23 protein-coding genes are annotated in these 25,979 nt (G+C 48.4%); 12 read left to right on the forward strand and 11 right to left on the reverse strand.

Annotated features, from left to right (window positions below; all coding sequences use genetic code 11):
• Nucleotide 1: 1 nt before the first annotated feature.
• The gene (locus tag EKK48_25945; GenBank protein RTL36678.1) at nt 2–2,251 is read right to left on the reverse strand and encodes a hypothetical protein; all 2,250 of its coding nucleotides are present in this window, start codon (nt 2,249–2,251) and stop codon (nt 2–4) included.
• A 170-nt stretch (nt 2,252–2,421) separates the two neighbouring features.
• Between EKK48_25945 and EKK48_25950 the strand changes: the two genes are divergently transcribed.
• Both EKK48_25950 and EKK48_25955 read left to right on the forward strand, forming a co-directional pair.
• A complete protein-coding gene (locus EKK48_25950; protein ID RTL36679.1) occupies nt 2,422–3,528 on the forward strand; it encodes a serine protease in 1,107 nt (368 codons plus the stop codon).
• A gap of 72 nt (nt 3,529–3,600) precedes the next feature.
• Complete coding sequence (locus EKK48_25955; GenBank protein RTL36680.1) at nt 3,601–4,986, forward strand: MFS transporter; 1,386 nt, start codon at nt 3,601–3,603, stop codon at nt 4,984–4,986.
• Between the two features lie 5 nt (nt 4,987–4,991).
• On the opposite strand, the gene EKK48_25960 is transcribed toward EKK48_25955, so the two are convergent.
• A complete protein-coding gene (locus tag EKK48_25960) occupies nt 4,992–5,348 on the reverse strand; it encodes a hypothetical protein (GenBank protein ID RTL36681.1) in 357 nt (118 codons plus the stop codon).
• Between the two features lie 238 nt (nt 5,349–5,586).
• On the opposite strand from EKK48_25960, the gene EKK48_25965 reads away from it, so the two are divergent.
• From EKK48_25965 to EKK48_25985, 5 genes are all read left to right on the forward strand, one after another.
• A complete protein-coding gene (locus EKK48_25965) occupies nt 5,587–5,769 on the forward strand; it encodes a hypothetical protein (GenBank protein ID RTL36682.1) in 183 nt (60 codons plus the stop codon).
• Nucleotides 5,769–7,115, forward strand: a complete 1,347-nt coding sequence (locus tag EKK48_25970) for a hypothetical protein (protein ID RTL36683.1) — start codon at nt 5,769–5,771, stop codon at nt 7,113–7,115. The genes EKK48_25965 and EKK48_25970 overlap by 1 nt, the downstream gene beginning before the upstream one ends.
• A 77-nt stretch (nt 7,116–7,192) precedes the next feature.
• Entirely contained in the window at nt 7,193–7,852 is a 660-nt protein-coding gene (locus EKK48_25975; protein ID RTL36793.1) for a response regulator transcription factor, read from the forward strand.
• A 2-nt stretch (nt 7,853–7,854) separates the two neighbouring features.
• Complete coding sequence (locus tag EKK48_25980; protein RTL36684.1) at nt 7,855–9,255, forward strand: sensor histidine kinase; 1,401 nt, start codon at nt 7,855–7,857, stop codon at nt 9,253–9,255.
• 155 nt (nt 9,256–9,410) lie between these two features.
• Nucleotides 9,411–11,294, forward strand: a complete 1,884-nt coding sequence (locus EKK48_25985; GenBank protein RTL36794.1) for an amino acid transporter — start codon at nt 9,411–9,413, stop codon at nt 11,292–11,294.
• Between the two features lie 37 nt (nt 11,295–11,331).
• On the opposite strand, the gene EKK48_25990 is transcribed toward EKK48_25985, so the two are convergent.
• The 4 genes from EKK48_25990 to EKK48_26005 form a co-directional block, all read right to left on the reverse strand.
• On the reverse strand, nt 11,332–12,918 hold the full coding sequence (locus EKK48_25990) for a Na+/H+ antiporter (GenBank protein ID RTL36685.1): 1,587 nt from the start codon (nt 12,916–12,918) through the stop codon (nt 11,332–11,334).
• Between the two features lie 284 nt (nt 12,919–13,202).
• A complete protein-coding gene (locus tag EKK48_25995; protein RTL36686.1) occupies nt 13,203–14,165 on the reverse strand; it encodes a hypothetical protein in 963 nt (320 codons plus the stop codon).
• 6 nt (nt 14,166–14,171) lie between these two features.
• Complete coding sequence (locus tag EKK48_26000) at nt 14,172–14,849, reverse strand: hypothetical protein (protein ID RTL36687.1); 678 nt, start codon at nt 14,847–14,849, stop codon at nt 14,172–14,174.
• Nucleotides 14,850–14,912: 63 nt separating this feature from the next.
• The gene (locus tag EKK48_26005; GenBank protein RTL36688.1) at nt 14,913–15,497 is read right to left on the reverse strand and encodes a cysteine hydrolase; all 585 of its coding nucleotides are present in this window, start codon (nt 15,495–15,497) and stop codon (nt 14,913–14,915) included.
• Between the two features lie 618 nt (nt 15,498–16,115).
• On the opposite strand from EKK48_26005, the gene EKK48_26010 reads away from it, so the two are divergent.
• Both EKK48_26010 and EKK48_26015 read left to right on the forward strand, forming a co-directional pair.
• A complete protein-coding gene (locus EKK48_26010; GenBank protein ID RTL36689.1) occupies nt 16,116–16,688 on the forward strand; it encodes an Hsp20/alpha crystallin family protein in 573 nt (190 codons plus the stop codon).
• A gap of 207 nt (nt 16,689–16,895) precedes the next feature.
• A complete protein-coding gene (locus EKK48_26015; GenBank protein ID RTL36690.1) occupies nt 16,896–17,105 on the forward strand; it encodes a hypothetical protein in 210 nt (69 codons plus the stop codon).
• A 31-nt stretch (nt 17,106–17,136) separates the two neighbouring features.
• On the opposite strand, the gene EKK48_26020 is transcribed toward EKK48_26015, so the two are convergent.
• On the reverse strand, nt 17,137–18,345 hold the full coding sequence (locus tag EKK48_26020) for a glutathione-dependent formaldehyde dehydrogenase (GenBank protein RTL36691.1): 1,209 nt from the start codon (nt 18,343–18,345) through the stop codon (nt 17,137–17,139).
• Between the two features lie 295 nt (nt 18,346–18,640).
• Between EKK48_26020 and EKK48_26025 the strand changes: the two genes are divergently transcribed.
• Nucleotides 18,641–19,063 carry a hypothetical protein gene (locus EKK48_26025; GenBank protein RTL36692.1) on the forward strand — a complete coding sequence of 141 codons (423 nt, stop codon included), beginning with the start codon at nt 18,641–18,643 and terminating at the stop codon, nt 19,061–19,063.
• 716 nt (nt 19,064–19,779) lie between these two features.
• A complete protein-coding gene (locus EKK48_26030; protein RTL36693.1) occupies nt 19,780–21,330 on the forward strand; it encodes an OmpA family protein in 1,551 nt (516 codons plus the stop codon).
• Between the two features lie 13 nt (nt 21,331–21,343).
• Here the strand turns inward: EKK48_26030 and EKK48_26035 are convergent, their stop codons facing one another.
• Complete coding sequence (locus tag EKK48_26035) at nt 21,344–21,832, reverse strand: hypothetical protein (protein ID RTL36694.1); 489 nt, start codon at nt 21,830–21,832, stop codon at nt 21,344–21,346.
• 222 nt (nt 21,833–22,054) lie between these two features.
• Nucleotides 22,055–23,077, reverse strand: a complete 1,023-nt coding sequence (locus tag EKK48_26040) for a serine/threonine protein kinase (GenBank protein ID RTL36695.1) — start codon at nt 23,075–23,077, stop codon at nt 22,055–22,057.
• 433 nt (nt 23,078–23,510) lie between these two features.
• Between EKK48_26040 and EKK48_26045 the strand changes: the two genes are divergently transcribed.
• A complete protein-coding gene (locus tag EKK48_26045; GenBank protein RTL36696.1) occupies nt 23,511–25,094 on the forward strand; it encodes a tetratricopeptide repeat protein in 1,584 nt (527 codons plus the stop codon).
• Between the two features lie 101 nt (nt 25,095–25,195).
• Here the strand turns inward: EKK48_26045 and EKK48_26050 are convergent, their stop codons facing one another.
• Complete coding sequence (locus tag EKK48_26050; protein RTL36697.1) at nt 25,196–25,513, reverse strand: DNA-binding transcriptional regulator; 318 nt, start codon at nt 25,511–25,513, stop codon at nt 25,196–25,198.
• Entirely contained in the window at nt 25,497–25,874 is a 378-nt protein-coding gene (locus tag EKK48_26055; GenBank protein ID RTL36698.1) for a type II toxin-antitoxin system RelE/ParE family toxin, read from the reverse strand. Before EKK48_26055 ends, EKK48_26050 begins: the two co-directional genes overlap by 17 nt.
• Between the last annotated feature and the right edge of the window lie 105 nt (nt 25,875–25,979).

Consider the following 25,979-nt stretch of genomic DNA (forward strand, 5'->3'; position numbering starts at 1 on the left):
ATTATTGAACAGAAGGCAACGGCGGTCTGCGCATAACCGGCAGATAGTCTGGCGGAAGGCTGCCATCAACTCTCTGTTCGCGTCGCAGTTCATCAACCATTTGCTCACGAATGCGCTTGGCAAAGAGGAATTGGTCGACCTGCTCTGGTGTCAAACCTACATATCGAAGCTCACTCCAGCGTTGCTGTTGCTCCGGCGTTCGCTCAGAAATTTTGTGAAGCTTCCACCACTCATTTTCCAACGGTCCACGGTCCGGATATGCCAGTTCCGAATTCCAAAATGGAATGTCAGGCAATGGCTCACCGGCAGGCACCTTAAGTTCTTCACGCAACCACTGTTCGGTTCGTTCACGAGCACGTTCGATCGCCTGGTCCGTTTTTGCTAACTCTGCATCGGCCAGAGCTTTTCCTTCAGGAGTCATAATGTCGTAAGCGAATCCAAAACTGCGTCGTGGACTGGCAAGGGACTCGTTCATTGTTTTGTCACGGAAAAATATGTCGGTCTCCGGACCATTCATGCCTACTAACTTGCTAAATCCACCAGGAGTGGCGTAATTATCGATCGAATCAGCATTGATAAGGGATCTCGAGGCTGCGTACCAGGGCGTGCTTTCATGCGGAACGTACCAATTATCGTTGCCGGTTCGTTGCAAAAGAGAACGTTCCAGGTCGGTCAGCTCGACCGCTTTGCCACCATATGCAGTATCGACAACTCTCTGGTCTAGAGGTTTGGCAATCTTCTCACCAAGTGAAGTGATCGCCGCCGCCTCTTCGTCACTGACGAACCGTCCAAAAGCCTGTCTGGTTGCCAACTGTGCCCACTCGGCTCCGGAGCCGTTGAAACTTGCCAATTGAGAGGCACGCGAATCATACTCGTTGGACAATCTTTGTAGCCTCTCCAACTCAGCTTGTTCGCTCGCTGATCTCTGACCGGCAGGCTTTTCAGAGACTGCTGAAAGCTCGTTTCCTCTGGTCAGATTTAAATCAGCAGCAATATTGTTTGCGTAGATCATACGCATAAATCCAGGTGGTCCGATCTGGTGCTCCAAAATCATGTTGCCGATTCCGTTAACTCGCTCTGGACTCAGCCCCTGCTCCTTCATGAATGAAAGAAAAGCCAGTGCCCCTTCACGCCCATCACGATGGTGCACCATAAAGTTGGATTTGTGTTTGACCGCATCTGAAAACATCGATCCAATCAGGGAATCTTCGGTCTGCTCAGGAGTGAGACCCATTCTCTGAGCGGAATCGATATTTCGCCCGAATTCACCTTGAGTGTGAATCCAGTTCTTCTCCTGATCCGGATCTATAGAGCCATCACGCTGGCGAGTTGAAACATGATTCTCACGCACCGCAGCCAGTGCATTCAATACACGCTCCTTCTGTGCATCGGAAAGGTTCGAGTCGTTAAACTTATCCCAGACACTGATCGAGCGCCCATCCTCAGCAGAGGCTTTCACCTGTGCCAGTTCATTTCTGACAGCAGTCCTACCAATATCAAGTTGTTGTTCGGAATAGCGGGGAAATCTTGCCCGCATTTCACTCGGCGAAGCAATCTCACTCTTCTTTCCAAATGCCTCTATGCCACCAAAAGCGGCACCAAGTAAAGCGAAAGAAGCGATGTCATCACGCAGCTCTGTTCCAGAGGCAAGTTTGCCTTTGTGCACTATTGAATTCAACTCCGCGTTCGTAAAACCACCCGGAATACCGCTGCCTATTCCAAAAAGTGAGCTGCGCATGATGCGACTTGCGAGTGGAAGTTCGCCAGTCGATGCAAAGCTGGACGCAAGTTTCGAACTTGCAGCACCCATAACGCCGAAAGTACCGGCATCGACAAGACCGTTTTTCAGGCGTCCGCTAAAACCATCGTCTGATGGAGTAAGCGCAAAACCCATAAGTGCGCCGGTCGCTGCCTGCTCGCCAGTGCGGGATAGCATAGAACCAGTGAACTCAATATTCAATTTCGAAGCGCCAAACCCGACTGCTTTGTGGGCGACCATAAATGGCACGAGCATGCCAACAACATTGCCGGCCTGCTGGGCGAATTTGGCGGTGCCGTCAGAAGAAACATAGGGGTCGAAGTAGTGTAACTCCGGCAGCTTCAGACCGGATACCTCGCTTCCTATCTGACTGAGGCTGTTGATGGGATTCTGAATCGCGGAATTGATCAGCGATTTGCCGAAAGTTTCCAGCACCGAATCACTGTCATGCTTGTCAGCAGTGGCTTTAGGGATTTCAAACTCTGGAGGCATGACTGCCACTCCACAGAAAACGGCCCACTACCTCTATTCCCGCCAGAATAAGTCTCCCGCCGCTTTACAGCCCGTTGCCGGTTCGAATGGACCGAATTAATCAGGTGTAGTCCTCTGGCGTCGACTCTGCACACGACGCACCCAAATCATGCGCACTGGGGACGTAAGAAATCGCGAACCTACAGTTTGGTAATAAATTCGTAAGACCGCTCAGATATTGTTCAATCACGCCCGAACCAGATCATTTCCGCAAATGGGCGGGCGCCATCTTACCAGGAACCCAGGGGTGTGCCGTGGCATCAAACGCTCCATTAGACATACGTCCCGAAGCTCAGCGCAGAGCCGAACAGCACGCCGCGCCCAATATAGACGTGATCGAACTTCAAAGAAACGCGCACGATCGCCCCAGAAAAGGTGCACGCGTTCCTTCCGAGCAACCTAAAGAGTTAACGTACGATTCCATCGAAGAGCTGCTCAAGAAAAACGTCACTGACAGAAGAAACGTGGCTTGTAAGGTATCGCCCAGGTCCGGTGAAATTCCTGTTTTGCAGCCCGGGAAAGAAAGCAAAGGATGCGAATATACAAACTCCACGAAAGACCCTCTGGCAGTGTCGATCTATAAGCAGCATAGAGATCAAACCGTACAGATCAATGCAAAAAGTGAGAGTGGTCCTCGCAAGGGCAGCGGCGTAATAGTGGGTCAGGAGAAGGGCACCTGTCTCGTCTTGACTGATGCTCACGTCACAAACGGGCTTAATGTCGACAAGAAAGTCTCGTCTGTTTCCGTAATCACGGCAGCCGGTGAAAAGTTTCCTGCCACAGTGAAAAAACTGGATCCGAGCCAGGATCTTGCCCTACTGTCTGTAAAAACCGGTGCCGAGACAGAGCGTGTGTGTAAGCCCGTCAAAGTTGCAGAAGACTTGAGCAGCACCCGTACCGGAGAGCCGCTTGTTACCCTTGGTTCGCCCGAGTACTCAACGAGTGTCTATGCATCACCTGGCAAATCGCTTGGAACGAACCAACTGATCAACACCTTTGGCGAAGTCAGCAATATTCCAGGTCACCCTTATGTCAGCCAGTTCAGCGAAGTTGTACGTGGCGAAGACACCGGCAGACCTGTAATCGAACAAAATGCTCAGGTATATCCGGGCAATTCGGGTGGACCGACCTTCAACAAAGCAGGCGAACTGGTGGGAGTGCTAAGCCGCACGAAAGGACCAGCCCACTCCTTGACCACTCCTGTCACTGCCTCGACAATCGAAGCATTGCGTAAATAGCGACGGCGAAAAGAAAAATGCTTCTATACTGAGTGAAAATCACTCAAGCTTGGGCGTGGAGCAATTCTTGACATGACCGCCGTTACCGATTATCCAGCAATCGCTGAAGAAACCTTCGCTGGGCACCCGAAAGGCTTGTTCAATCTCTTTTTCACTGAGATGTGGGAACGCTTTAGCTATTACGGAATGCGTGCCATCCTGGTACTGTATATGGTGACAGCAGTAGCCGATGGCGGGCTCGCCATGACAAATGCTCAAGCTGGACAAATCTACGGTCTCTATACAATGGCAGTCTACCTGAGCGCGCTGCCGGGCGGCTTTCTCGGAGACAAGGTTTTTGGTGCTCGCCGCGCAGTTTTAATTGGCGGCATCGTCATTGCACTCGGTCATTTCACTATTGCTTTTCCAAGCACCACTTCACTTTTTCTCGGCATGCTCATGATTGTCCTCGGCACCGGGCTGCTCAAGCCAAACATGGCAACTATGGTCGGTGCACTCTATGGTCCTGGCGATGTCAGACGCGATGCCGGGTTCTCCATTTTCTATATGGGTGTCAATCTCGGCGCCATGTTTGCACCGCTCGTTTGCGGTTACCTGGCTCAAGGAACAGAGTTCAAAACATGGCTAACCAGCATCGGAGTATCGCCTCACATCAGCTGGCATTTCGGTTTTGCAGCGGCAGGTATTGGTATGGTTGTGGGGCTGATCATCTTTCTTTTGAACGCCCGACTGCTCGGTAACGCCGGGTTAAAAATCGCCAGATCTGAAGCCGCAGAGTCGGACAAAAAGCAAACCAACGGCGAGTTCTTAAGCAAAGATGAATGGAGACGAATTGGTGCTATCGGTCTGCTCTTCCTTTTCAATATTCTCTTCTGGGCCATTTACGAACAGGGCGGATCGAGCCTCAACATTTTCGCCAGTAAGTGCGTTAACACAACAATTTTCGGTTGGTCATTTCCATCTACCTGGTTGCAAACCTTTCAAGCACTATTCATCATAATTTTCGCACCGATAATTTCGTGGATATGGCTCAAACTCGGCGAAAAACAACCGACGGCACCATCCAAATTCGGCATTGGAATTTTTCTTCTCGGGCTGGGCATTTCGCTTATGGTGCCTGCAAGTATGTTAGCGGCGCACGACAAAGTAAGTCCGCTGTGGCTGGTTGGTGTATTCCTGCTTGAATGCCTGGGTGAACTTTGCTTGAGCCCTGTAGGACTGAGTACGGTAACTAAACTGGCACCAGCCCGGTTTGGCTCATTAACCATGGGCGCCTGGTATCTGAGCATTTCAATCGGCAATTACGTCGCCGGCAGTTTAAGCGGATTTTTCGATGAAAAGAACATCAGCGGCATGAACACGCTGTTTGGAGCAATGGCAGTATCGGCCATGGTGGCGACAGGACTGATGGCATTGCTGGTGCCTACGATTAAAAAACTGATGGGCGGCATTAAGTAGCTCTATCACACCTCAGGTAAGTTACCTATGGGCTGTGCGTAGATGAAGTTGATCACTGAAATTCGGCGTTCATTGTAGCTTTTAGCAGTTTCGTCGATTGCTTTAGATAAAGTAGCTTTCGGCAGGTACTTGTAGCGATGCTCATGATCTACATGCAAAATATTTTGCTCGGCAAAATCTCTCAGGCAGTCTTCAACCGCTCGCGGCTCGAGCTGCAATGCCCTTGATACCTCAACAATAGTTAGCGCCTTCTCGCATTTCTTGAGATACAGAAGTAGCTCGAGTTGCCAGACCGCCTTAATGTGCTGCCTTATGAATGCTTGCGCTGCCGGAGTAATCTCAGCCGTAACACTCCCTCCCATGTGATCTAAATCGAGATTGCCAGTGCTTCTTTTCTAACGAGTTTCGATTTCCACTGTGTAAACAGCGAACATTTCAGACTTTTCTTCCGCCGGACTGGCCAAAAGAAACGCTTTTGAAAGCTTCGTCACTGGATAACTAGAAATAGTGAGCGTTTCAGCGTTTTCGGAATGTGTCTATTCGAAACGTATTTGAAAAATTCATTGACTACCTTGAAAACAGATATCCAGAGGAGACACGATGAACGACGCGCAAGAACGCAATCAACCCTTCCTCGCCTACTCGATCGGCGTCAGATTGAAATCACTTTTAGAAGAGCAGGAAAGTGATGAAGCTGAGCAAGCCTCGTTATTTAACTGCAAACCATACTCCCCACTGAGAACATCAGACACAGAACAAGGCAGCATCGAGAGGTACCAATAGTGCAAATGCTCTCCTACCGTGGACCAAATGCCGCAGGAGGTGTTTCAAGCGCTCTCGGGCATATGTTCACCAGAGAAACCGGCATGAACTGGTGGTACTTGAAAGACGATCGATTATGTCGTCACTCCAGTCAAGCACAGCAAACAGTAAGTTCCTTCAGCAACGAGATTAAGGACAATCATTATCGTTACTGCAACAATTTTTTGTGGCCGGTCCTGCATGACCTTCCACAATTCGCACATTACAGCGAATTTGAGCGCCGCTGTTATCGCGCCTTCAACGGGGCAGTAGCCGCGCAAGCGCAGGAAATTGAACTAGAAGGCGATATCTGGTTCATCAACGATTATCAGTTTGCGATTATGCCTCGCTTGCTGCAGCAAGACTCAGATAGTCTGGTATTCTGGCACATCCCCTGGCCAAAACATGTTCTTGCTCAACATGTGGAACCTTTGACAGAGCTCGCGCTTTGTCTCATGAATGCACGAGTCATAGGCTTTCATACACAGGAGTACGTAGACAATTTTTTCAATTTTGTAGAAGCACACCTGGATCATTTGCATGTGGAGAGAACTGCGCAGTCAATTTCACTGAAGCATGGGAAGAACAGGGCAAGAGCAACAACCATGTTTGTGGTCGCGCCTTTAGGTGTTGACATGGACTACTGGAGAAGAATAGTCCGGGAGACAAAACCAACCTTTCCAAAGCAACCGCAAACTTCAATGGTTCTCAGCGTCGATCGCTGTGATTACACAAAAGGCATGCTGGAGCGCTTCGAAACGATAGACCTGTTTCTTGAGATGTATCCGGAATGGCATGAAAACATCCAGTTTGTACAAATCGGGGCCCGATCGCGACCTGGACTGATCGAATTCGATCAGTATTGGCAAAGGTGCCGACTGCAAGCCGACGCGGTCAACGCTCGATTCGCCAGCTCAACATGGCAACCTCTGCTCTGGCTAGAGGATCCAATAGGAAGCGAGGGGCTAGCTCAACTGTACAGTCGAGCTGACGTGATGCTGGTCAATCCGCTTCGCGACGGTCTGAATTTGACAGCAAAAGAATTCGCAGCCTGTCAGCAAGGCGTTCCCGGGGTGCTGGCGCTATCGAAATCGGCTGGGGCCTGGCATGAATTGAAAAACGGATGCGTGTCGATAGATCCGACCGACAAATATTCCTTGGCAATAAGTATAAATGACTGCCTACTGATGAGTGAAACCGAAAAGTACCGTCGCATGCACGCTCTCAAAGATCAGCTGGAAGAGAACTTGCTCCACGAATGGTGGCAGAAATTGCTGCGTTTGTATGTGCCACGGGCCAGCGTCGTTGCGGAAAAAGTGTGTAGTTAAGCGGAAAGCCAGAGTAGAGTAAAATGAACTTGAGAGAACTAATTGACAATCCCATCGGCGACCAAACTACGACTATGGTGTACATACTTTTAGCAGAAGACGATCAGTTTTTGTCCGATGGGTTATCGAGAACTCTTCGTCACAACGGCTACAAAATCGATCAAGCACACAATGGTTTAGACGCTGAAGCAGCCATGTTAGCCAACCAATATGACCTCGTCATTCTAGATCTTGGTTTGCCCGATATGGACGGGTTGACTCTGCTTGCAAATTTACGGCGAGAGGGAAAAGCACTACCTGTTCTAATTCTTACCGCACGAGACGCGCCCAACGATCGGATACGCGGGCTCGACCTGGGTGCGAACGACTATCTGTGCAAACCGTTCAACATGGGAGAACTGGAAGCAAGAATTCGCGCACTTCTGCGCAAAGAGAAGTGGGGCAATCGTATGGCAATAAGAGTTGGCTCCCTGCTATTCGATACTCATGCGAATAAATTTTTCATTGATGAACAGCCACTGGAGCTCTCCTCTCGTGAGTTTCTCGTTCTAGAGATGCTCCTGCAGCGCAAAGGACGTGTGGTTATGAAAACAGACTTGATTGAGCATCTAAGTAATCTGGAGAAAGATATGACCACGAATGCTCTCGACATAGTCATTCACCGGTTGCGAAAGAAGATTGATGATTCAGGCTGCATTATTCAAACCGTCAAAGGACTCGGATTTATTATTGAATAACGATGCGAAAGCCTGCCTCTATCCGTCGGCAATTACTTTTGTGGCTTTTAATTCCACTCCTCAGTCTGGCCATCGTAAGCAGTATCGTTGCTAATTTCCTCGGTTTGCAATTAGCCCGAAACATTTATGACAAACAGCTGCTCAATTCGGCCGACTCAGTAGTGGCTCGAATAAAAATACACGATGGCAACTTGACCGTCGATCTCCCACCTGCCGCCCTGGCAATCTTACGACACAACAATCGTGACGACTTTTCATTCCAGGTGCTTTCGCCAGACGGAAAAAACATCTCGGGAGATCCACGACTTCCGGCTCCAGAGGCAGCGGATACAAACACAGCGGAACCGACATTCAGAACTGTACAAATTAAAGGCAAACAGATGCGCGTGGTTTGCTTCTCTATGCCGACTCCCGATTTTCAATTCGATCATGTCATCGTGCAAGCGGCGGAAACGCGGAATACTCGCACAGAATTAGCCGGGCAAATCACAATGAGCATTTTGTTTGCTCAACTGCTGCTAATTATTAGTGGTGCCGCCTCGATCTGGTTCGGTGTGAAACGCGGTCTGCTACCGCTAATGCGAGTTGAGAAAGCAGTGGAGGCAAGAGGACCAAGCGATTTCAGCCCGATAGATGTAGAGGAACCAGTCGAAATCAACTCGCTCATCAAAGCATTGAATCGCATGTTCAAACAGCTGAAAGACGACCGGGACATGCAAGAGAGATTCATTTCCAATGCCGCCCACCAGTTACGCACACCGCTTGCGGTGCTTGGGACCTATTGCGATCTGGCCAGAAAGACAACCAGTGATCTATCTATCCACAGCGTGCTGGATGACCTGGATGCGGGGGTGAATCGCATGAGTAAACTAGTGAACCGACTGCTGTCCCTGGCTCGCTCTGAACCTCATGTTGCCGCAACACGCACGAGCACAGTTTTCGATTTAAACACATCCGCTTCGGTAATGTCGGCAGCACATGTACCACAGGCGTTGAAAAAGAAAATCGATATCGAGTTTCTGTCAGCCAAAGATCCGGCGCTTGTCTACGGCGATCCCAATGCTATAGACGAACTGATAGCGAACTTGATTGAAAACGCGGTTATCTATGGACCACCCGGCGGCAACGTAACAGTAAAAGTCATAAATGAAGAGGGACATGCTTCCGTGCTTGTTGAAGACGATGGACCTGGAATTCCGCCGGAAGAAAGAGGTCGCGTCTTCGAACGCTTCTATCGCATGCCAGGCACTGACAAGCCCGGCACGGGACTTGGTCTTGCGATCGTACGTGAAATAGCAGCCAGTCACAATGCACTTGTTGACATAACCACTGGTCCTGCCTCTAAAGGCACTTGCATTCGAGTTGACTTCCCAGAGATCGTCACTAACGGCAAACACCGATAATTGATTGTTTATTGATGAGATAAAGTGATCCAACGGGTATCATGTTCTTGTTGCCGACTGAACAATTGAGATCCGGAACTTACCATTCAATGACGCTCGAACAAACCAACGATTCTTCGTTCAAAAGAGATTTCCGCGCCTGGTTCTTTGAGGGCATGCAACCAAGCGCCAAGGTTCGCGATGAGAAATCGCCCTGGTATAACGTCATGTGCTTAACCGGGCTTGACTACTTCGGCAGCCTGGGATATGCGCCAGGAATAGCAGCAATTTCAGCAGGTTTGTTAGCTCCACAAGCAACAGTCGTGCTGGTGTTGCTCACCCTCTTGGGCGCTTTGCCCATGTACAAAAGGGTTGCAGAGAAAAGCCCTTACGGACAGGGCAGTATTTCCATGCTGGAAAAACTTGTGCCGGGGTGGATTGGCAAAGCACTTATTCTTTGCTTGCTCGGTTTTGCAGCCACCGATTTTATCATCACCATCACCCTGTCGACAGCAGATGCGGCAGCCCATATTGCCGAAAACACTTACGTAAAACAGTTGATTAGTGAGCAAAATTTCTATGCCTTCCTTCAAAATCGCATGGGTGTAACAATTGCACTATTGACCGTTCTCACGCTTGTCTTCTTGAAGGGCTTCAAAGAGGCTGTACAAGTAGCAGTGGCAATCGTCGCATCATATCTGGTGCTCAACGTCGGTGTTTCGATTATCGGATGCTATGAAGTTGCTAAAACACCTGACCTGTGGAATCAGTGGCAATCTCATTTGCTCGAAACATTCAAAAGTCCGTTGAACATGACGATTCGTTCGCTCATAGTATTTCCAGCGTTGGCACTGGGTATGTCGGGTTTTGAAACCGGCGTCACTGTTATGCCAATCATAAAAACGGATGATTCAGGAGGCAAGGAAAAATCTCTCGAAGACCGAATTCACAAGACGAAGAAGCTGCTTACTTCAGCCGCTTTAATCATGTCAAGCTTTTTGCTTTTAAGCAGTCTGATGACCACGCTGCTGATCCCACAAGCTGCGTTCCAGCCCGGTGGTGAAGCAAATGGAAGAGCACTTGCATACATCGCTCACAAATATCTGGGCAGCATTTATGGAACCTGTTATGACATATCGACAATCGCCATCCTCTGGTTTTCCGGAGCCTCTTCCATGGCCGGTCTGCTCAGTCTGGTGCCTCGCTACTTGCCTCGGTTCGGAATGGCGCCGACGTGGGCAAAAGCCACAAGGCCGCTGGTCATATTCTTTGGCTTAGTATCATATGTAGTGACTTACCTATTCAAAGCCGACGTCGATGCCCAAGGCGGAGCATATGCGACCGGCGTTCTGGTCTTGATGAGCTCAGCAGCAGTGGCTGTATTTTTCTCAATACCGAAAGAGAAGAAAGGAAACCGCGCTTTCTATCTCTCAATCTCGGCAATTTTCATCTATACGACAATAATGAACATTTTCCAGAGACCTGAGGGACTGAAGATAGCTTGCTTCTTTATAGCCTGCATTTTTACGATCTCGTTAATTTCCCGGGCTGTCAGGTCGACAGAGCTGCGCACACAGATAGTCAAATTCGATGAAACTGCCACCGAAGTTATAGAAAAACACAAGAACGCGGTGATGCACATTGTTGCCCACACTCCAGGCAAATACGACTATCGCTTCTGCGATAAACAAGCACGCGCCCTTCACTATCTAGATCTGATCGAAGCACCAGATCTGGTATTTCTAGAAATCACCATAAACGATGCCTCCGATTTTTCCGAAAAGCAACTGCTCGTCACCGCCGAAAAAATTGATGACAATTATGTATTTCGCTGTTCCAGCGCAGCCGCACCAAATGCTATTGCTTCAATCTTGTTTGCCATCCGCGATCAAACAGGGCTGGTGCCCCACGCTTTTCTATACTGGAGCGAAGGCAATCCGATTTTCTCAACCCTGAAATATCTATTTCTTGGAGTGGGTCTGACCGGTCCGGTAACACGCGAAATTCTGCGCGAAGCAGAACCGGACGTGAGCCGCCGACCGAGAATTCATGTAACGTGACGGCGAAGCTAATGTCTTTGAAGTAAACATCCTGTGCTCAACCTTCCACGCTGTGAGGCTGATTATGACTATTAGACCCAGCTTCCAGGCTTTCGATTTCAGCGTCGACCTCTACTCTAATTTCATGCAGTGCTTCTTCCGATAACTTTCCTTCTTTGACAAGTTGCGCCAACTTTTCTTTACGGAATTTGGCCAGTTCGAGCTGAGTTTGCCTGAGATGGAGATCCTGAATCGTAGTAGCAGTAAGTGAAACTGTTGTCAGCTCAGCCTCGGTCTGCACGGTGCGAACTTTGTTCTTTTCATTGAGAACTTCGTAAATCTCAGATGATATCTGTCCGCCAGCTCTCATTTCTTCAATGCGTTTTGATTCTGCCTTATACACAGAAAGCAACGATTGACACTTTTGATAGTCTTTGAGTTCTTGATCCTTGGTCATCATGCCTAGCAATCGAACCAAAGTACCCATTGTCAAACCAGGAACGAGAAGCGTAAATAAAACAACACCGAAAGTAAGATTTATAACCGCTTCACGATCTGGAAAATCTAACGGCAAGCTCAACGCCATTGCCATTACCAGAGCACCTCTTAGACCGCCCCATGCAAGCAAATGCCGCCATGCATCAGGGATAGGTAATCGCTTACTGGAAACGAAGGGACACAACCCATACACGACCAACATCCGGGAAACAAGAACTGCCAGTACGCCATAAGCGATAAGCTGAGAATGTTTCTGAATCAAATCTACATTGATCTGCAGACCAATCAACAAGAACAGCAAGGAATTGACGAGAAAGGCGGCATACTCCCAAAAAGAATTGACCGCCAACCGGGTCGTAACTGACATGCCGGTACGACTACCGTAGTTGCCCAAAACAATTCCCGCACCCACCACGGCGATAACCGGTGAAACACCCAACCGTTCTGCTAACAAAAACGAACCATATGCTGTCACCATGGTTAATGTAATTTCCAGCAAGTGGTCGTCGAAAGCACTGGTAATTCGTGATGCGAAGTAACCAAGCGTCGCCCCAAGAGCAGCACCGCCAAACACGACGATGAAGAAGCTGACCACAGAATCAGTAATTGACCAGTGACCACCGGACAAAATAATTGCCAGAACTATGCGAAAGAGAACGACGGCGGTGCCATCGTTGAACAAACTCTCACCTTCAAGAATCATCGTCAAACGCTTGTCGATGCCCATCTTTCTAAACAAAGCTACAACTGACACAGGGTCAGTTGCAGAAACCATTGCACCGAACAACAACGCAGTCTGAATGTTCATGCCACCAACAAAATGCAGAATGGCAGCCACGGCGAACATGCACACAATCACACCGATTGTGGCCAGAACACTAATGGAAAGCCAATCGCGCCTTAATGCCTTTATATCCATATTCCAGGAAGCTTCAAAGAGCAAAGCAGGCAAGAATATCATTAGCACCAGATCCGGTGTCATCGTAATCGGTGGCATGACCCGAAAAATACCGATACTCAAACCAGCAATAACAAGTGCAACAGCATATGGAACTCGCACCCATTTAACAATTACAGCGGTTGCAGAAGCCGCCAGCAAAAGAGCCAGCAAACTATCGACAGGAATATGTGGGTGAGTTGTATCCATTAGATCTCAGATCAAGCCCAAACTGCACATGTCAAGAACAGGAGACATTCAAAAGTGAGCATTACATGCTGATTCAAGTTTATACCGGAACCACATCATTTTCAGTGCATTTTTGTGGCAAGTTCTTACCAATTACTTAGTTTCGAAACGAGTTTGAAACTAAATATTGCCCTTCCAACTGCATACGCAATTACTCAACTAAAGAGTAACTGGCGATCAGCTCGTCCAATTACTCAGTGGCCACGACTGGCCAAATCCAGCCCGATGCATAGAGGCCTCAATCATCAAGACGGCTTTAGCGTCCACAAATTCATGCGCGGTCTCAATCGATCTAAGATTGCCTGATTTATATCTAGAGCTTCGACACAAGATAATTTCTTAACGACATCCATCTGATTTTCGCATTCACTTCGAAATCCCATCGAACTAAAGAAGCGCTCCATTTCGGTCTCATTTTCAAAAGCTGACTCGAAAAGCTGTCTTTCAGTCCTCCCCAGAATCGCACTGCGGAAACGTTTGACTGCGTCAGGGACATTATCTGCAAGAGAACGAGTAGTGAAGTCAGGGGTAATCCAGGCGCCACCGCCAAATCGCTTGAGCAATGAATAAACGTTCTCAGCGACGCGAGCCCGCTCTTCGACTGAAAGGTACATAAGCAGACCTTCAGTGACCACTATCAATTTCTCATCGATGCTGAAGCAATCAATCAAACCTTCCAGGTCTGAAAGACTTAAAGCGTTAGCGTCAGCTAAATGGTGGTTTCCAAGATCCGGCAAATTGAACTTAGCGCGGATCGAGCGAACAAGCTCTCTTTTCTCAGAATTGAGCTCTTGCAAATCTGATTCTACATAAACAAGGTTCGGATCGCTTGTCATCGCCAAACCCCGTAGTGAAAACCCACTTGCCAACTCGAGAACCTGTCTAAGCCCTGACTGTCGTATCAATTCTGCGATGCTCTTGTAACGCGCTTCGAACAACGGCGCGTAAATATCACCGTCGGAGATCTGAGCGCGGCGCTGATAATGCTTCTCATCAACAGTTTCGCTTAAATCAGCTGCGGAACGCGGACGAGGCATTATGTCGATGTCTGATTTCTCTACAATCTTCCGCACCGCGTCTTCAGCGCCAATGAGCTCAGCCACCTCAGAAGCAAAAGGAATATCTGAGAATCCACGAAAGAACGCGACTAATTTAGCTGTAACACTGATCTTTCCAAAATCGAACTTTTGTGCGGAATCTTCGGTCATGAGTGTCTACTGGTATTTCTTTCTCTTAAGCAGTTTTCTGACGAACAGCGCAAGTAAGAGGGCAACAAAGAACGGAATAGTCAAACCGATAATCTTTCCGAACCGACGTCCCTCTTCGAACGGTGTATCAGCAGTAGCATTTTTAGGGTCAACAAGACCACCAAATGTCTGGTCGGAAGGATCAGCTTTGGGAATATGCACAACAAACGATTCAAAAAATTCTTTCGTTTGAGAGTCATTCGAAGGACCATTCGTAACAAGGGTGTATCCCAATGGCGCATCATTTGCGTGCGAAACCAGGTAACAGAATTTGGACTCTCCTTTCTGCGCCTCGATCAGTGATCCATTCCAACCTGTACCAGCCGCGGGAGTTGACGAGACAATATCTGCCTTTTCGTCTTTGATACTGTCTTTGATACCGTCCAAAAATCCTTCGACAGATTTTGCATCAGACGGCACGGTCGTGGCACTGATTACAAAATTTCGAGTTCCTTTCGTCGCTTTGTAAATGCGAATACTAATGCCTCTTGCATCCTTTGACTGGCTATCAACGGAAGCCGGCATTTCAACCTCAAAATCCTTGGTTTCCGGAGCGAACTTAGTCCAATCATTGCCGGCCGCAAGAGCAGGAGCAACTGATAGTAAAAGCGAGATGACGACCGAGCGATATAAAGTGACTTGCATAACCCACCTGGTGAATTTAACAGCGTCTAAGCCTAACACGTTTAGGCTAAAACGCTGTTAAATTCAACTGTCAGTCAACGAATCAAGAAAGTTCGCAGCGATGAGTTCCCCAGCTGTCCTTGTATCAGCTTTAAGCAGCGTAGACATTTGCAATAAGGCCCAATCATTTTCCGTCTTGCTATTCGAAGCAATACAATCAGCAGGGACGACTATTTTGTATTCGCGCATGTACGCGTCATTGCCTGTGAACAAAACGCAGATGTTGCCGGCGAATCCACAAAGTATCAGGGTTTCACACATTAGAAACTCTAGAAGTGGATCCAATGAGGTGCAATAAAAACCGGAGTGTTTTGGCTTCAATACGAAATAGTCGTTGGCTGAAGGAACCAATCGATTGCTAATCTCGCTTCCCTTACTCGACTGCGAAGTGCAATGCTTTACTACTTGCGCAAAGTCAGAACGCCACACGCCAAAGTTGTCGTTGACATAAATGACAGGAACCTCAGCTTTATGACAGTAATTGCGCATATTCAGTATGTTTATGGAAGCAGCGATCCCTTGCTGCAAAAAAGCATCGGACTCTGGGAAGTTCAGATCGTTTATTACATCAATAAGCAACAGTGCGGTCTTTGTTCTGTTGTTTTGCATAAAAATTCTCGACTACGTAATCAATGGTTGCGAAGCTTAGATCGAAGAAAAAGTTGTGCCAAGCCGAACAAGTGCCACATTCTCTTCTTATAGAACTTCAGGAAAGCATGAAAACGCAATTGCTCCTGATCGGTGCTCTCGATTGACCGCACGCTGTCCACAAACAAGCCCACTGCACCGCAGGTAGTGCAAACAATCTTTGAGCTCTGAACTCGGAACAGACACCTGGAACAAATTTTGTACATATGTGCCCTCGTCGCCCCGTCGAAATGGAACGTGCTTTCAATATATGTAGAGGGACGATTACTTCTGCTGGTTCCACAAATCTGACAAGTTGGTCCGATATCGGTGCAAATCATAAAAATTTGGTTTAAAAATCTGACTACTAAAACAAACTTCTGATATCAAAAATAGTGTGAGTTCGATGCAAATCGCTCGCAGACTCAACCGACAACTTCATCACTAACACACCTTTGGTAGTTAAATTTCGGGGGTGCGAGAATGGAAGCTGCTGACTTCTCGTTACATAGCCATTAATACAATTTGGAAATCGGCAGTGCAGTGTGGCTTGACGAACTATAGAAATTTTGCAAATTAGTAAAACGGAGGAACTTGACTATGACCCTGAATAATATCGTTCAACGCCGAAGAACAGTTCCGAGACAATCTGAACTTTATTCTTTGCCTCGCCTTATGGCTGGTTACGGTGCACCCTGGCAAGATGTTGAGAGAATTTTCGAACGCGCTTTCAACCTGACACCTGTGCAGCTGAACGGTACTGATTCCCAAGATTTCACTCCTGCATTGGACTTACATGAAACCGAAAGGGAATTTCAAGTCAGACTTGAGCTACCGGGAATGAACGAAAGTGACATCGATATATCTCTCTCAAAAGACACGCTCACGATCAGTGGTGAGAAGAAGGAAGAGGTCGAAGAAAATGCTCGTGGCATTTATCGCATGGAAAGACGCTTTGGTTCGTTCTCACGTACAGTCCGCTTGCCTGAAAATGTAGTCGACGCAGATAAAGTCGAAGCCGCCTACAAAGACGGTGTTCTAACAGTCAAGCTACCCAAAATGGCGGAAGTGAAAGAGAGCGTCAAAAAGATAAGCATCGGCGAAGGCAAGAGCTGCGTTAGCGACAAAATTAGCGGCTGCCAAGCACAACTGGAAGCGGCCGAGAACAACTAGATCGATCTTCAACGGAACCCCAACGCACGGCAAGACAATGTCTGCACAGCAGCCATGTCTTGCTTTTTGCTTTCAAGTTTAACGACAACATAAGAGTTTGCAGGGAACCAGATTTTTCAGGCAGAGTCTCTTCCTTCGATAGAGTCTGATCCGCATGTCTAGCGGTGGAAAAGTAACAAGTATTCGCGCGTGAGCGAGGGAGACAAAATGAAGAAAAAAGACGTTAAGAAGTTGATTGACAAGGAAATACGGAAATCTATCTCAAAAAACCTTGAAAAACCGATGCGCGAAGTGGAAGTCCAAACGCATGCTATCGATCTGGTCTTTCCAGTTCATCAGCCATTATCAAGCTCCGAATTCTTCGATGGTACAGAAAGCACGGCGCATCCATTCTTTGACGGACGCGCCGGTGCATGATGAATAATTGCCCGAACTGACAAAAGTATTCCTAAACCGCAAGCAATTCCACTTTAGTCCATCCGGGCTCTCGCTTATCGAAATGCTCATAGCACTCGATTACTCCAGTTATGTTGCTGATACGCGAGATCACTTGAGACGGATAAAATCCGGATTCAACAGCTTTCAAACAGATTGGAATATACTTCGCATGACTGCAATTGGCAGCACGCACAGTTAAGCATTTCTGCATCGCTAACCCGATTGGAAAAAACTTGGCTGTTTGCGGATAGACACCAATAATCGAAACCACTCCACTCTTCCTCACCGCTTCAACAGCCCACATGAGAACCTGACCCGGGGCATCGCCCTGTCGCCACTGCTCGCCGAACATGACCGACTGTGGTGCCACTATTTTCTGATCGATGACGTTTTCGAGTGCACCCATAACAGAACGATCAGCAGCCGGCCCATGATGCGCACCCTGCGCGTCAACGCCGACAGCATCAATCACGGCATCTGGTCCAAAACCGTTGGTTCTATCTTTCAAAGCCTTGATGGGATCTGCCTTTTCGTAGTCTATGGTCACAGCACCCAATTTCGCCGCTAGCGCCAGCCGATCAGAGATAGTGTCGATGGCAAATATCTGACTGGCACCACGCAACTTTGCGCTCGCGATCGCCATCAATCCGACCGGTCCGCAGCCAAACACCGCAACCGAGTCGCCCTCTTTTACATCAGCAATGTCAGCGCCCATATAACCAGTTGGAAAAATGTCAGAGCACAACAGAGCATCATCGTCGCTGATGGTATCAGGCAGTTTAATTAACACGGTATCGGCAAAAGGAATGCGAGCCCGTTCAGCCTGTAACCCGTGATATGCTCCGGTCGGAGCAGGTCCCCCAAAGAAAGCACCTCCCGCTTCCGGTCCAACCGGGTTCGAGTTGTCGCAGGAGGCAAACTCACCAGCTTGACAGTAAACGCATTCACCGCAAGCAATGGTCGAGCAGACCACAACGCGATCACCGACTTTTATGTCCTGCACGGAAGGGCCCACCTGCTCCACGATACCCACCGCTTCGTGCCCAAGTATTGTTCCAGGCTTCATGGGAGAAAGCGTTCCACGTACCATGTGCAAATCAGTACCGCATATGGAGCTAGCTACCATCTTAATGACCGCATCGGTTGGGTCTTCAATCTGCGGCTCCGCTACTTCGTCAAGAGTAATTTTTCCAATACCATGCCAGACTACTGCTTTCATATACACCTCGCTGCCGCAGTTTGCACCGCCTTACGAAGCTCTGTGCGAACTGTCTCTATCTCAACGAGAGCATGACGAGGTACAAAACCCAAAGTTCCTCTAGATATTTCACCAGAGGCGAATGAGCGGGCAACAATAGATTGTGAGTCTCATGGTGCTTGCGGCCAGGACTGTTTCAAAATAGATGTACAAAAAAGCAAGTCTCTCGAATGCCGTCCAGGTTGACACATTGCCGACACAGCAAACGATTATGCTCGTACTCCCCAATGTTCAAGGGTAAGGTAGGAGCGAAACTATGCGTGAATTCGAACAAGCCCCGGGAAGCCCAGACACCAGTGACTCACTGATTGCCAGCGCTAAACTCATTTTCTCTCTCGATGATCCGGACATACGACGTATTGCAGCTACCAAATTCGGTCAACTTAACGGCTCGAGAAGTGACCTCCCTGAGATCCTGATAGCAGGGCAGGCACTTTCGCAGTCATCACACGAAAGTGCACCAGCCTGCGCTGGTAAATTGTCCAGTGAGCACGATGAGCGACTGGCGAATAGTTTAGCGCAGGTGATTCTACTGGAAGACCCTAACCTGAGTGCGTCAATCGTTACAGATGCTTCGAACATCATTGCCTTCAAGTCAGAGGATCCTGGCTCAACATTGAAACGCACTAATCAGATAGCCAACTGTCTTCGCCAGTCTAGGATTGATCGCAGGTTCTAAATGGTACAAGACACGGGCAAATCTATGAAAAACTGCGATTACGACTCACCGAACGATGAATTCAAAAACTTTAAGTCACCGACTGTACGCGGTCCGGCTTCTCTCTTCAAACACGCGCAGAGAACAGCAGTTAACATGGTCGCATTTGAGGAAAACATCATAATAGAGGTCGGGAGAATCTTGGGCCGACTCACCCTGATTTTTCTATTGTTTGACATTGGGCAAAAATTCCTCAATGCACAGTGGGCGGGACTCTATAGCGCATCGGCGACTCTGCTGCTGGTTCTTGCTCTGTTACTATGGCGGAAAAAAAGATCGCTGCTTGAACGCAAAGCCAACAGATCTTCGTCTCAAATTGCTAAATGCGAAAATAATGATTTTTCCAGCCGAACTGGTCAATGACCTTCGAACCCCAGCACTATCGAAAAGCCCCTGAAACCTGAAACCGCTGCGTCTTTCGAAAGCGCGCTGAATTTTCGAGCATCTTGGCAATAAGCAAAGTGCTGGATCACATAGAAGAAACTCTGTCTAAAGAGACATCTGGTGGACTGGAGATAACTTTCAGTCCACCAGAATATCCATGAATCTTGCAAGAAATTTGAGATTCGGCAAGGCTCTAGAAGTCAGGTTGTCATGCACGGCATCACGAAAACATTACTGCTGAGTTGAGGTAAAATCACAATCTTCAATTAGGGCCTACTTGGGCGATCTACGCAATGTCTCAAACTTCACTAGGAGAAACCATGAAACCGCACTGGAAGATGATTATTCTGCCTCTCGCCTGCCTGGCATCGACAAACTCGGTCTGTCATGCCCTGATCGAGAAACAGGAACCAGCGGTGAACGTGATTAAAGGTACAGTCGCTGCTATCGGTTACCACATGGGCGCTAACACGCGCATTGACCTGCACGGCTCGCGTCACGCGACTCAAGCAAGTGGCGAAGCCAGAGTCTCCGCAAGACCAAAAGGTACCGAGATCGATTTAAGGGTGTCTGATTTGCGCCCACCATCCACACTGGGAGGACAGTTCCTGACCTATGTGGCATGGACCGTTACACCAGATGGCACAACGAAAAATCTTGGAGAAATCCAAATCAATCAAAACGGATCGGGCAGATTGGAAGCCCGTACCCTGTCGCCAACTTTCGCTCTCATCGTCACAGCTGAACCTTATTTCGCCGTGCGCATGCCTAGCGAATTGGTCGTTCTCAAGAACGTAACAAACAATAGAACGAGAGGACAGATTTTCCCGAACAACAGTTACAAGCTGATGAAGGTAAGCGAATACTCAAGGTCTGGCAATCCTCTTTCCCTGATACCGGACTTGAAGAAAGCACCTCTGGAAGTTTATCAAGCCCGCAACGCAATTGAGATAGCAAGATTGAGAGGTGCCGAACAGCGCTCTCAACGAATTTTTGCTGAGGCTAATGCAGCTCTTCAGCGCATGGAAAACTCACTTAAACAGAACTCGGGTAGGAATCAACTGATATCGGATGCTCGCCAGACCATCCAGCTTGCCGAAGATGCTCGCGCTCTTGCAGTGCAACACGAAGAGCTGGAACGCATCGAGTCCGAGAAACAAGCAGCTGCTGCTGCCGCTGCCGCCAAAGCCAAAGCTGAGGCAGACAGAAGAGCCGCTGTGGAAGCCAGGCACCAGGCCGAGCTAGCAGCCGTTCGTGAAGCTCAGATCGCAGCAGTGGCTGCAGCACATGCTGCGGAGCAGCGAGCTCAGGCACAAGCGGCAGCAGCGGCGGCGGCTGCGGAGCAAGCGGCTTTGCAGGCGAAGGCCGATGCCGCAAAGGAAGAAGCAGCCAGAGCACATGCTGCTACTATCGCGCTGCGAGCGCAATTACTGCAGCAACTGAACTCGGTTCTTCAGACAACAGATACACCACGCGGTCTGGTAGTGCAGATGGCTGATGTGCTGTTTGACATTGGCAAATTTACCTTGAGCAAAGATGCACAGCTGAAGTTAGCCAGGCTCTCGGGAATCATTCTCGCTCACCCGGGATTGAACTTGACTATCGAAGGACATACCGACAACACTGGCAGCGACGCTCTCAACATGACTCTGTCTGATCAGAGAGCTTCTACCGTGCGACAATTCTTAATTTCGCAGGGTCTATCGGCAAACGCGATTTCGTCTAAGGGCTTCGGATTATCGAAACCGATAGCAGACAACAGCACTGCCGACGGACGCAGGCAAAATCGTCGCGTCGAAATCATTGTCAGCGGACAAGCGATAGGCGCAGATATCGCTAAGTAGGAGACAACAGTCCCTAGCGGTGTAGAGTTAACCACCGGTACGTACGTGTTACAACGTGAGGAGCAGGGCGTCGCGACGCTTTCGCAACCTTTGCGGGTCGATTGGAATTATCAGGTGGTGACGCAGGCAATGTCATGCTTGGGCTACCAACCATACCAGGCTTGTTGCCCGCTACATTTCTGTCACCAGTGTTGTTTTGTGCTGCCGGCACCATAGATCCGGGTTTACTGTGGGTCAGAGGACCACCAGCTGATTCAATCCGTGCCTGTGAAAAGTTCTCCGTACCTGCATGACTGTTCTGTTGATTAGCCGCCTGCGAATTATTCGAGGAATTCGCATGGGAATTATTTTCACTGGTAGATTGAGTGTCATTCATCGATCCAGCCATCGAGCCAGCTTGGAAGCCTGCCATACTTTCGGCCCATGCCGGCATCATTGATACGACACTGATTGTGGCGAAAGATGTGACCGCCATAAACCGTCTTTCTCTCTGCTTCATCATAATTCTTCTCCTCCGTTTAGCTATCGGACAGCCAAATAGAGAGAACGGTTCCCGTTATCTACAACAGTCGACAACAGTCGAATCTCAGCAGTGACGACAGAACCAACCAACCAACCAACCAAAAACCCACCACCAATATCCAGGCAATAGACTTTTGTGATCAGTATTTTCATTGAACCAACATATCAGCGACTATCAGCTCAACGTTTAAGACGCGTTCGACTACTTTGCGGTTGGTAAAAAATTCGAAGGCGCCGAATTTACTGGTACTGTATGCAGTGGCGTACCGGCAGTAACATTTCTCAGAACCACCGCTGCAAGGGCGACCGCAATCAACAAACCAATTGTGAGTCCAACCTTGATGCCGCGTTTTTCCTCGCGAACTACGATCGCTTTCAATGGAAGTTTTTGAGATGTCGCATATGTTGCCTTAGAGACACGCGGCCCGTCATCGGCCAGGGCACTTTCCAAATCCCTGGCCAATTCACGCATAGATTGCGGGCGATCCGACTTTTTCTTCTGAAGAGCTTTAAAAACGACAGCTTCAAGCGACCCTGGCAAAGTGAGATCAGGTCTCTTTGCAGAAAAAGCCATTGGTGCAGTTTGAACTTGCATTTCAACCGTTTCTTGCAGTGTTCGACCAATAAAAGGAACTTTACCCATCAGAGTTTCGTAAAGCACAACGCCCAGAGAATAGATGTCTGATCTTCCGTCCAGTTCCCGACCCAAACACTGTTCCGGACTCATATACAGAGGACTACCGAGAACTTCACCCTCTTGCTCTATCTGAGTTTCATCAATGTCTCCTTCGGGCATCAGCAACTTTGCAATACCAAAATCAACAAGCTTCACATAATCCTTCTCGTCTCCAACTTCGGTCAACAAAATATTGCCAGGCTTCAGATCTCGATGAATAACACCCTGCTGATGCGCATGATCCAACGCATCACACACTTGTTTGATAATGTGCACCGTTCTCACTGGAGTCAGAGATCGTCTCTCATGAACGATTTTCGCAAGCGACTTGCCATCAATAATCTCCATTACCATGAACAAATAACCATCGACAGTAGAGCCGTAATCGTGCATGGCAACAATGTTAGGATGTGACAAACGAGTGGTGGCAACAGCTTCGTGCTTAAATCGCCTCGCTGCAATTTCATCATGCATATACTGCTGGCGCAGAATTTTTACAGCAACTGCTTCCTTCGTCGTGGTATTCACAGCACGGTAGACAACACCCATGCCTCCTTCACCGATAATACTTTCAACAAGAAAGCGGTCCGCAATTGTGCGGCCGACAAACGGGTCCGCATTTTGCTCTCCACAGTTTGGACAAACTTTCAGATTGACAAAATAACTTTTCTTGCATTTCGTGCAAGATTTACGGTCAACCTTCTGCGATTTTTCGTCAGGCAATGTCGGAACCGATTCGAATGCGCCAATAAATGAACTCTTCAGCTAAATATTAGTCTAGCACTGCAGCCGGCCCGACATTACCTTTGCAACCAGCTTCAGCATTAGGGCTGTGACGGATTCGCAGCAATGTTCCACGCTCTAATGTTCAAGTCGATCAAGGACTGTAACCGGAGTTAAGGCGCAATATGGGTTGAGGTTTCAGCTCGAATTACCTCTCAGGCGCTAAACTATAACAGTGCATCAAACTCGGATTTATTGAATGAATTCACTGGAAAAATTTTACTACTCAGCGATCCTCTTAGCTGCCCTTGCCATGCCTTGTTCGCTAGAGGCTAACGGCAGTAATCCCCCTGCAAGTTTGACATGGAGACAAGTTTATTCCCAGGCGCAAGAAAAGCTCGATCAGCAGAAATTCAGTGAAGCAGAAAGGCTCTTGCGCCAGGCCCTGGACACGATGCCGAACGACAACGCCCATGAAGAATATCGCTCACAGCTTTATCTAAAACTAGCTAATACATTAACTCTCAGCGATCAAACTAACGAAGCGCAAAATTACTATCGAAAGTTGCTGGACCTCGAAACACAACACCACGGCAGTGACAGCGTCCACATTGTTCCCGCACTTCTGGCTCTTGGATCAATTCAGGAGGCGGAAGGAAATCATACTCTCGCGATGCAGTATTATCGTCGCGCACTTCAAATCAACGAACGCAATTATGGTCCGTATAGCCCCGCTGTGGCAGACAATTTACATCGCATAGGTCGAGCTGGATGGCACAACGGCGACAGAACACAATCAGCAGTGGATTACAAACAATCGCTAAATATTCTGCTACAACAGCCGACACTGACGGCAAGCGATCAACTCTTGCGCGTCATGAATGATTATTCCGACAAACTAAAAGGTAATGACAATTCTAGTCGAGACCTGCTTCTCGACTTCAAGAAGGAAATACAAAGTAAATCAACACCGATTACATCGATACCGGTCACATCAGTACCAGTTTCATCAACTCCGTCTCCAACATCAGCACCGGTTGTTCCAACTCAGGCTACAATACCCACGCCATCGAATGGTGCATCACAAAGCGCAAGCAGCTCCGGAAGTGCGCAGACGTCCTTCACCGATCAGGATCGATTGAGATTGAATGCCGTCAAAGAGCAGCAAACGGAGACGGATCCGGGCGTGACTCTTCGTGGAATCGCTGCGCCATATTCCAATCAGACTTTAGACCCAGCCTACAAGATCGTAAATTCGAGTCTCAGCAATCAGGTAAGGTACGGTCAAAGCGCCGATAACCTGGAGCGCAGCATCGCCGCAGATGTCGACGCACTCGGTCCCAACCATCCAACCGTAGCAAACGATTTGACCAGCCTGGCGCAGATTAGAATCGCCGAGGGCAAGTACTCTGAGGCTAGAAACTTGCTGAACAGAGCGCTTCCCATTTACGAAAAAGTGTATGGGGTGAACAACAACCTGACCATTTCGGCGTTAGCATCACTCGCCTTTGTCGAAGGACAAACAGGAAATGTCGAAACAGCCATAGGAATGTACAAAAGAGCACTGGCAGCCGGACAGTCTGTGCTCGGTCCCAACAGTCTGGAGACTGCCCGCATATTGAACGAGATGGCACACCTGTATTACGCACAGGGCAAACTGAACGAAGCACGCACTTACTATGAATGGGCTGTAGCCAGCACAGAAGCTGCAGTCGGCGAACATGACTCATTGCTTGCGGCTTGCCTCCGCGATTATGCACAGGTCTTACGTACTATGGGCAAAGACGATGAGGCAAGCAGTGCCGAGCTAAAAGCCAGTCGTGTCGTAGCGACTGTACAATAAGAAGTTAAGTTTACAGGCAACCTTCACCTAATATGGTGGCAAGGGCAACCTACAAGTAGCGTGGCAGAAAGGCAAATTTTGGCGGCACAAAATCTAGAAGGCTAGGTGAGCACTTCGAGCCCGTGTTTTTTAGCTACGCATAGAAGTTTCAGAGCGGCTCCGGTCGGCTTGGTCGCGCCAGTTTCCCATTTTTCTACCGTGCTTTCACTTGTGTTGAGATAACGAGCGAAGACGGGCTGGCTCAAATGGAAGCTATTGCGCAATGCCTTGATCTGCTTTGGTCCTAATTTTTCAGGCACTTCAAGACAGCTTTCATCAAAGCGGCGCATGGTCTCTTTGGATACAACTCCAATTTTGTGCAAGCCAGAAACATGGCTGTGAATTGCTTCGAAAGCATCGCTTTTAAACTTTTTTGCCATGACATATCTCCACTAAAATGCCGGTTGTCTTTTCCAGTTCAATGTCTTCGTCTGTGATATTTGTATAGATGTCGGCCAGTTCTCGAAAAACTTTTAGCTCTTCTTGAGTGATGTTTTCACGATCTTTTTTTGCAAACAAGTAAGAATAGATCCAGTATTTACCGCCTTTTGCAACAATTATGCTGCGGTACAAGTTCTTTTGCAGACGCTTTTTGAAAACCCCTCCGCCCAGGTCGTCGCACTGCCCGATCCGCACTTGAGCAATTGCCTTGCATAAATCAGCATCGGATATATTGGCTTTTTTGGCAGCCTTCGCGAACCATTCCGTTTTGAAAGTCCGGGGCGCGGCTGCTTCATTCATTGAATAAATGTAGCAGGGAATGCTACCCTTGTCAAGCCGTAAAACTAATGAAACGCCCGCAGGTTGCGGGGTTTAAAGCAAATTGAGGGTGATCGGGGGGGGACT

The sequence above is a fragment of the Candidatus Melainabacteria bacterium genome, from assembly GCA_003963305.1.
Taxonomy (GTDB): domain Bacteria; phylum Cyanobacteriota; class Vampirovibrionia; order Obscuribacterales; family Obscuribacteraceae; genus PALSA-1081.

What these genes read in the sequence shown, in the direction of transcription:
- EKK48_26040 (RTL36695.1), bottom strand. Translation starts at nt 23,077, where the DNA reads ATGGGTGTTGTCTACCGTGCTGTGAATACCACGACGAAGGAAGCAGTT.
- EKK48_26005 (RTL36688.1), bottom strand. Translation starts at nt 15,497, where the DNA reads ATGCAAAACAACAGAACAAAGACCGCACTGTTGCTTATTGATGTAATA.
- EKK48_26030 (RTL36693.1), top strand. Translation starts at nt 19,780, where the DNA reads ATGTCTCAAACTTCACTAGGAGAAACCATGAAACCGCACTGGAAGATG.
- EKK48_25955 (RTL36680.1), top strand. Translation starts at nt 3,601, where the DNA reads ATGACCGCCGTTACCGATTATCCAGCAATCGCTGAAGAAACCTTCGCT.
- EKK48_25990 (RTL36685.1), bottom strand. Translation starts at nt 12,918, where the DNA reads ATGGATACAACTCACCCACATATTCCTGTCGATAGTTTGCTGGCTCTT.
- EKK48_26050 (RTL36697.1), bottom strand. Translation starts at nt 25,513, where the DNA reads ATGGCAAAAAAGTTTAAAAGCGATGCTTTCGAAGCAATTCACAGCCAT.
- EKK48_26035 (RTL36694.1), bottom strand. Translation starts at nt 21,832, where the DNA reads ATGATGAAGCAGAGAGAAAGACGGTTTATGGCGGTCACATCTTTCGCC.
- EKK48_25945 (RTL36678.1), bottom strand. Translation starts at nt 2,251, where the DNA reads ATGCCTCCAGAGTTTGAAATCCCTAAAGCCACTGCTGACAAGCATGAC.
- EKK48_26010 (RTL36689.1), top strand. Translation starts at nt 16,116, where the DNA reads ATGACCCTGAATAATATCGTTCAACGCCGAAGAACAGTTCCGAGACAA.
- EKK48_25960 (RTL36681.1), bottom strand. Translation starts at nt 5,348, where the DNA reads ATGGGAGGGAGTGTTACGGCTGAGATTACTCCGGCAGCGCAAGCATTC.
- EKK48_26045 (RTL36696.1), top strand. Translation starts at nt 23,511, where the DNA reads ATGAATTCACTGGAAAAATTTTACTACTCAGCGATCCTCTTAGCTGCC.
- EKK48_25980 (RTL36684.1), top strand. Translation starts at nt 7,855, where the DNA reads ATGCGAAAGCCTGCCTCTATCCGTCGGCAATTACTTTTGTGGCTTTTA.
- EKK48_25965 (RTL36682.1), top strand. Translation starts at nt 5,587, where the DNA reads ATGAACGACGCGCAAGAACGCAATCAACCCTTCCTCGCCTACTCGATC.
- EKK48_26000 (RTL36687.1), bottom strand. Translation starts at nt 14,849, where the DNA reads ATGCAAGTCACTTTATATCGCTCGGTCGTCATCTCGCTTTTACTATCA.
- EKK48_25995 (RTL36686.1), bottom strand. Translation starts at nt 14,165, where the DNA reads ATGACCGAAGATTCCGCACAAAAGTTCGATTTTGGAAAGATCAGTGTT.
- EKK48_26020 (RTL36691.1), bottom strand. Translation starts at nt 18,345, where the DNA reads ATGAAAGCAGTAGTCTGGCATGGTATTGGAAAAATTACTCTTGACGAA.
- EKK48_26015 (RTL36690.1), top strand. Translation starts at nt 16,896, where the DNA reads ATGAAGAAAAAAGACGTTAAGAAGTTGATTGACAAGGAAATACGGAAA.
- EKK48_26055 (RTL36698.1), bottom strand. Translation starts at nt 25,874, where the DNA reads ATGAATGAAGCAGCCGCGCCCCGGACTTTCAAAACGGAATGGTTCGCG.
- EKK48_26025 (RTL36692.1), top strand. Translation starts at nt 18,641, where the DNA reads ATGCGTGAATTCGAACAAGCCCCGGGAAGCCCAGACACCAGTGACTCA.
- EKK48_25985 (RTL36794.1), top strand. Translation starts at nt 9,411, where the DNA reads ATGCAACCAAGCGCCAAGGTTCGCGATGAGAAATCGCCCTGGTATAAC.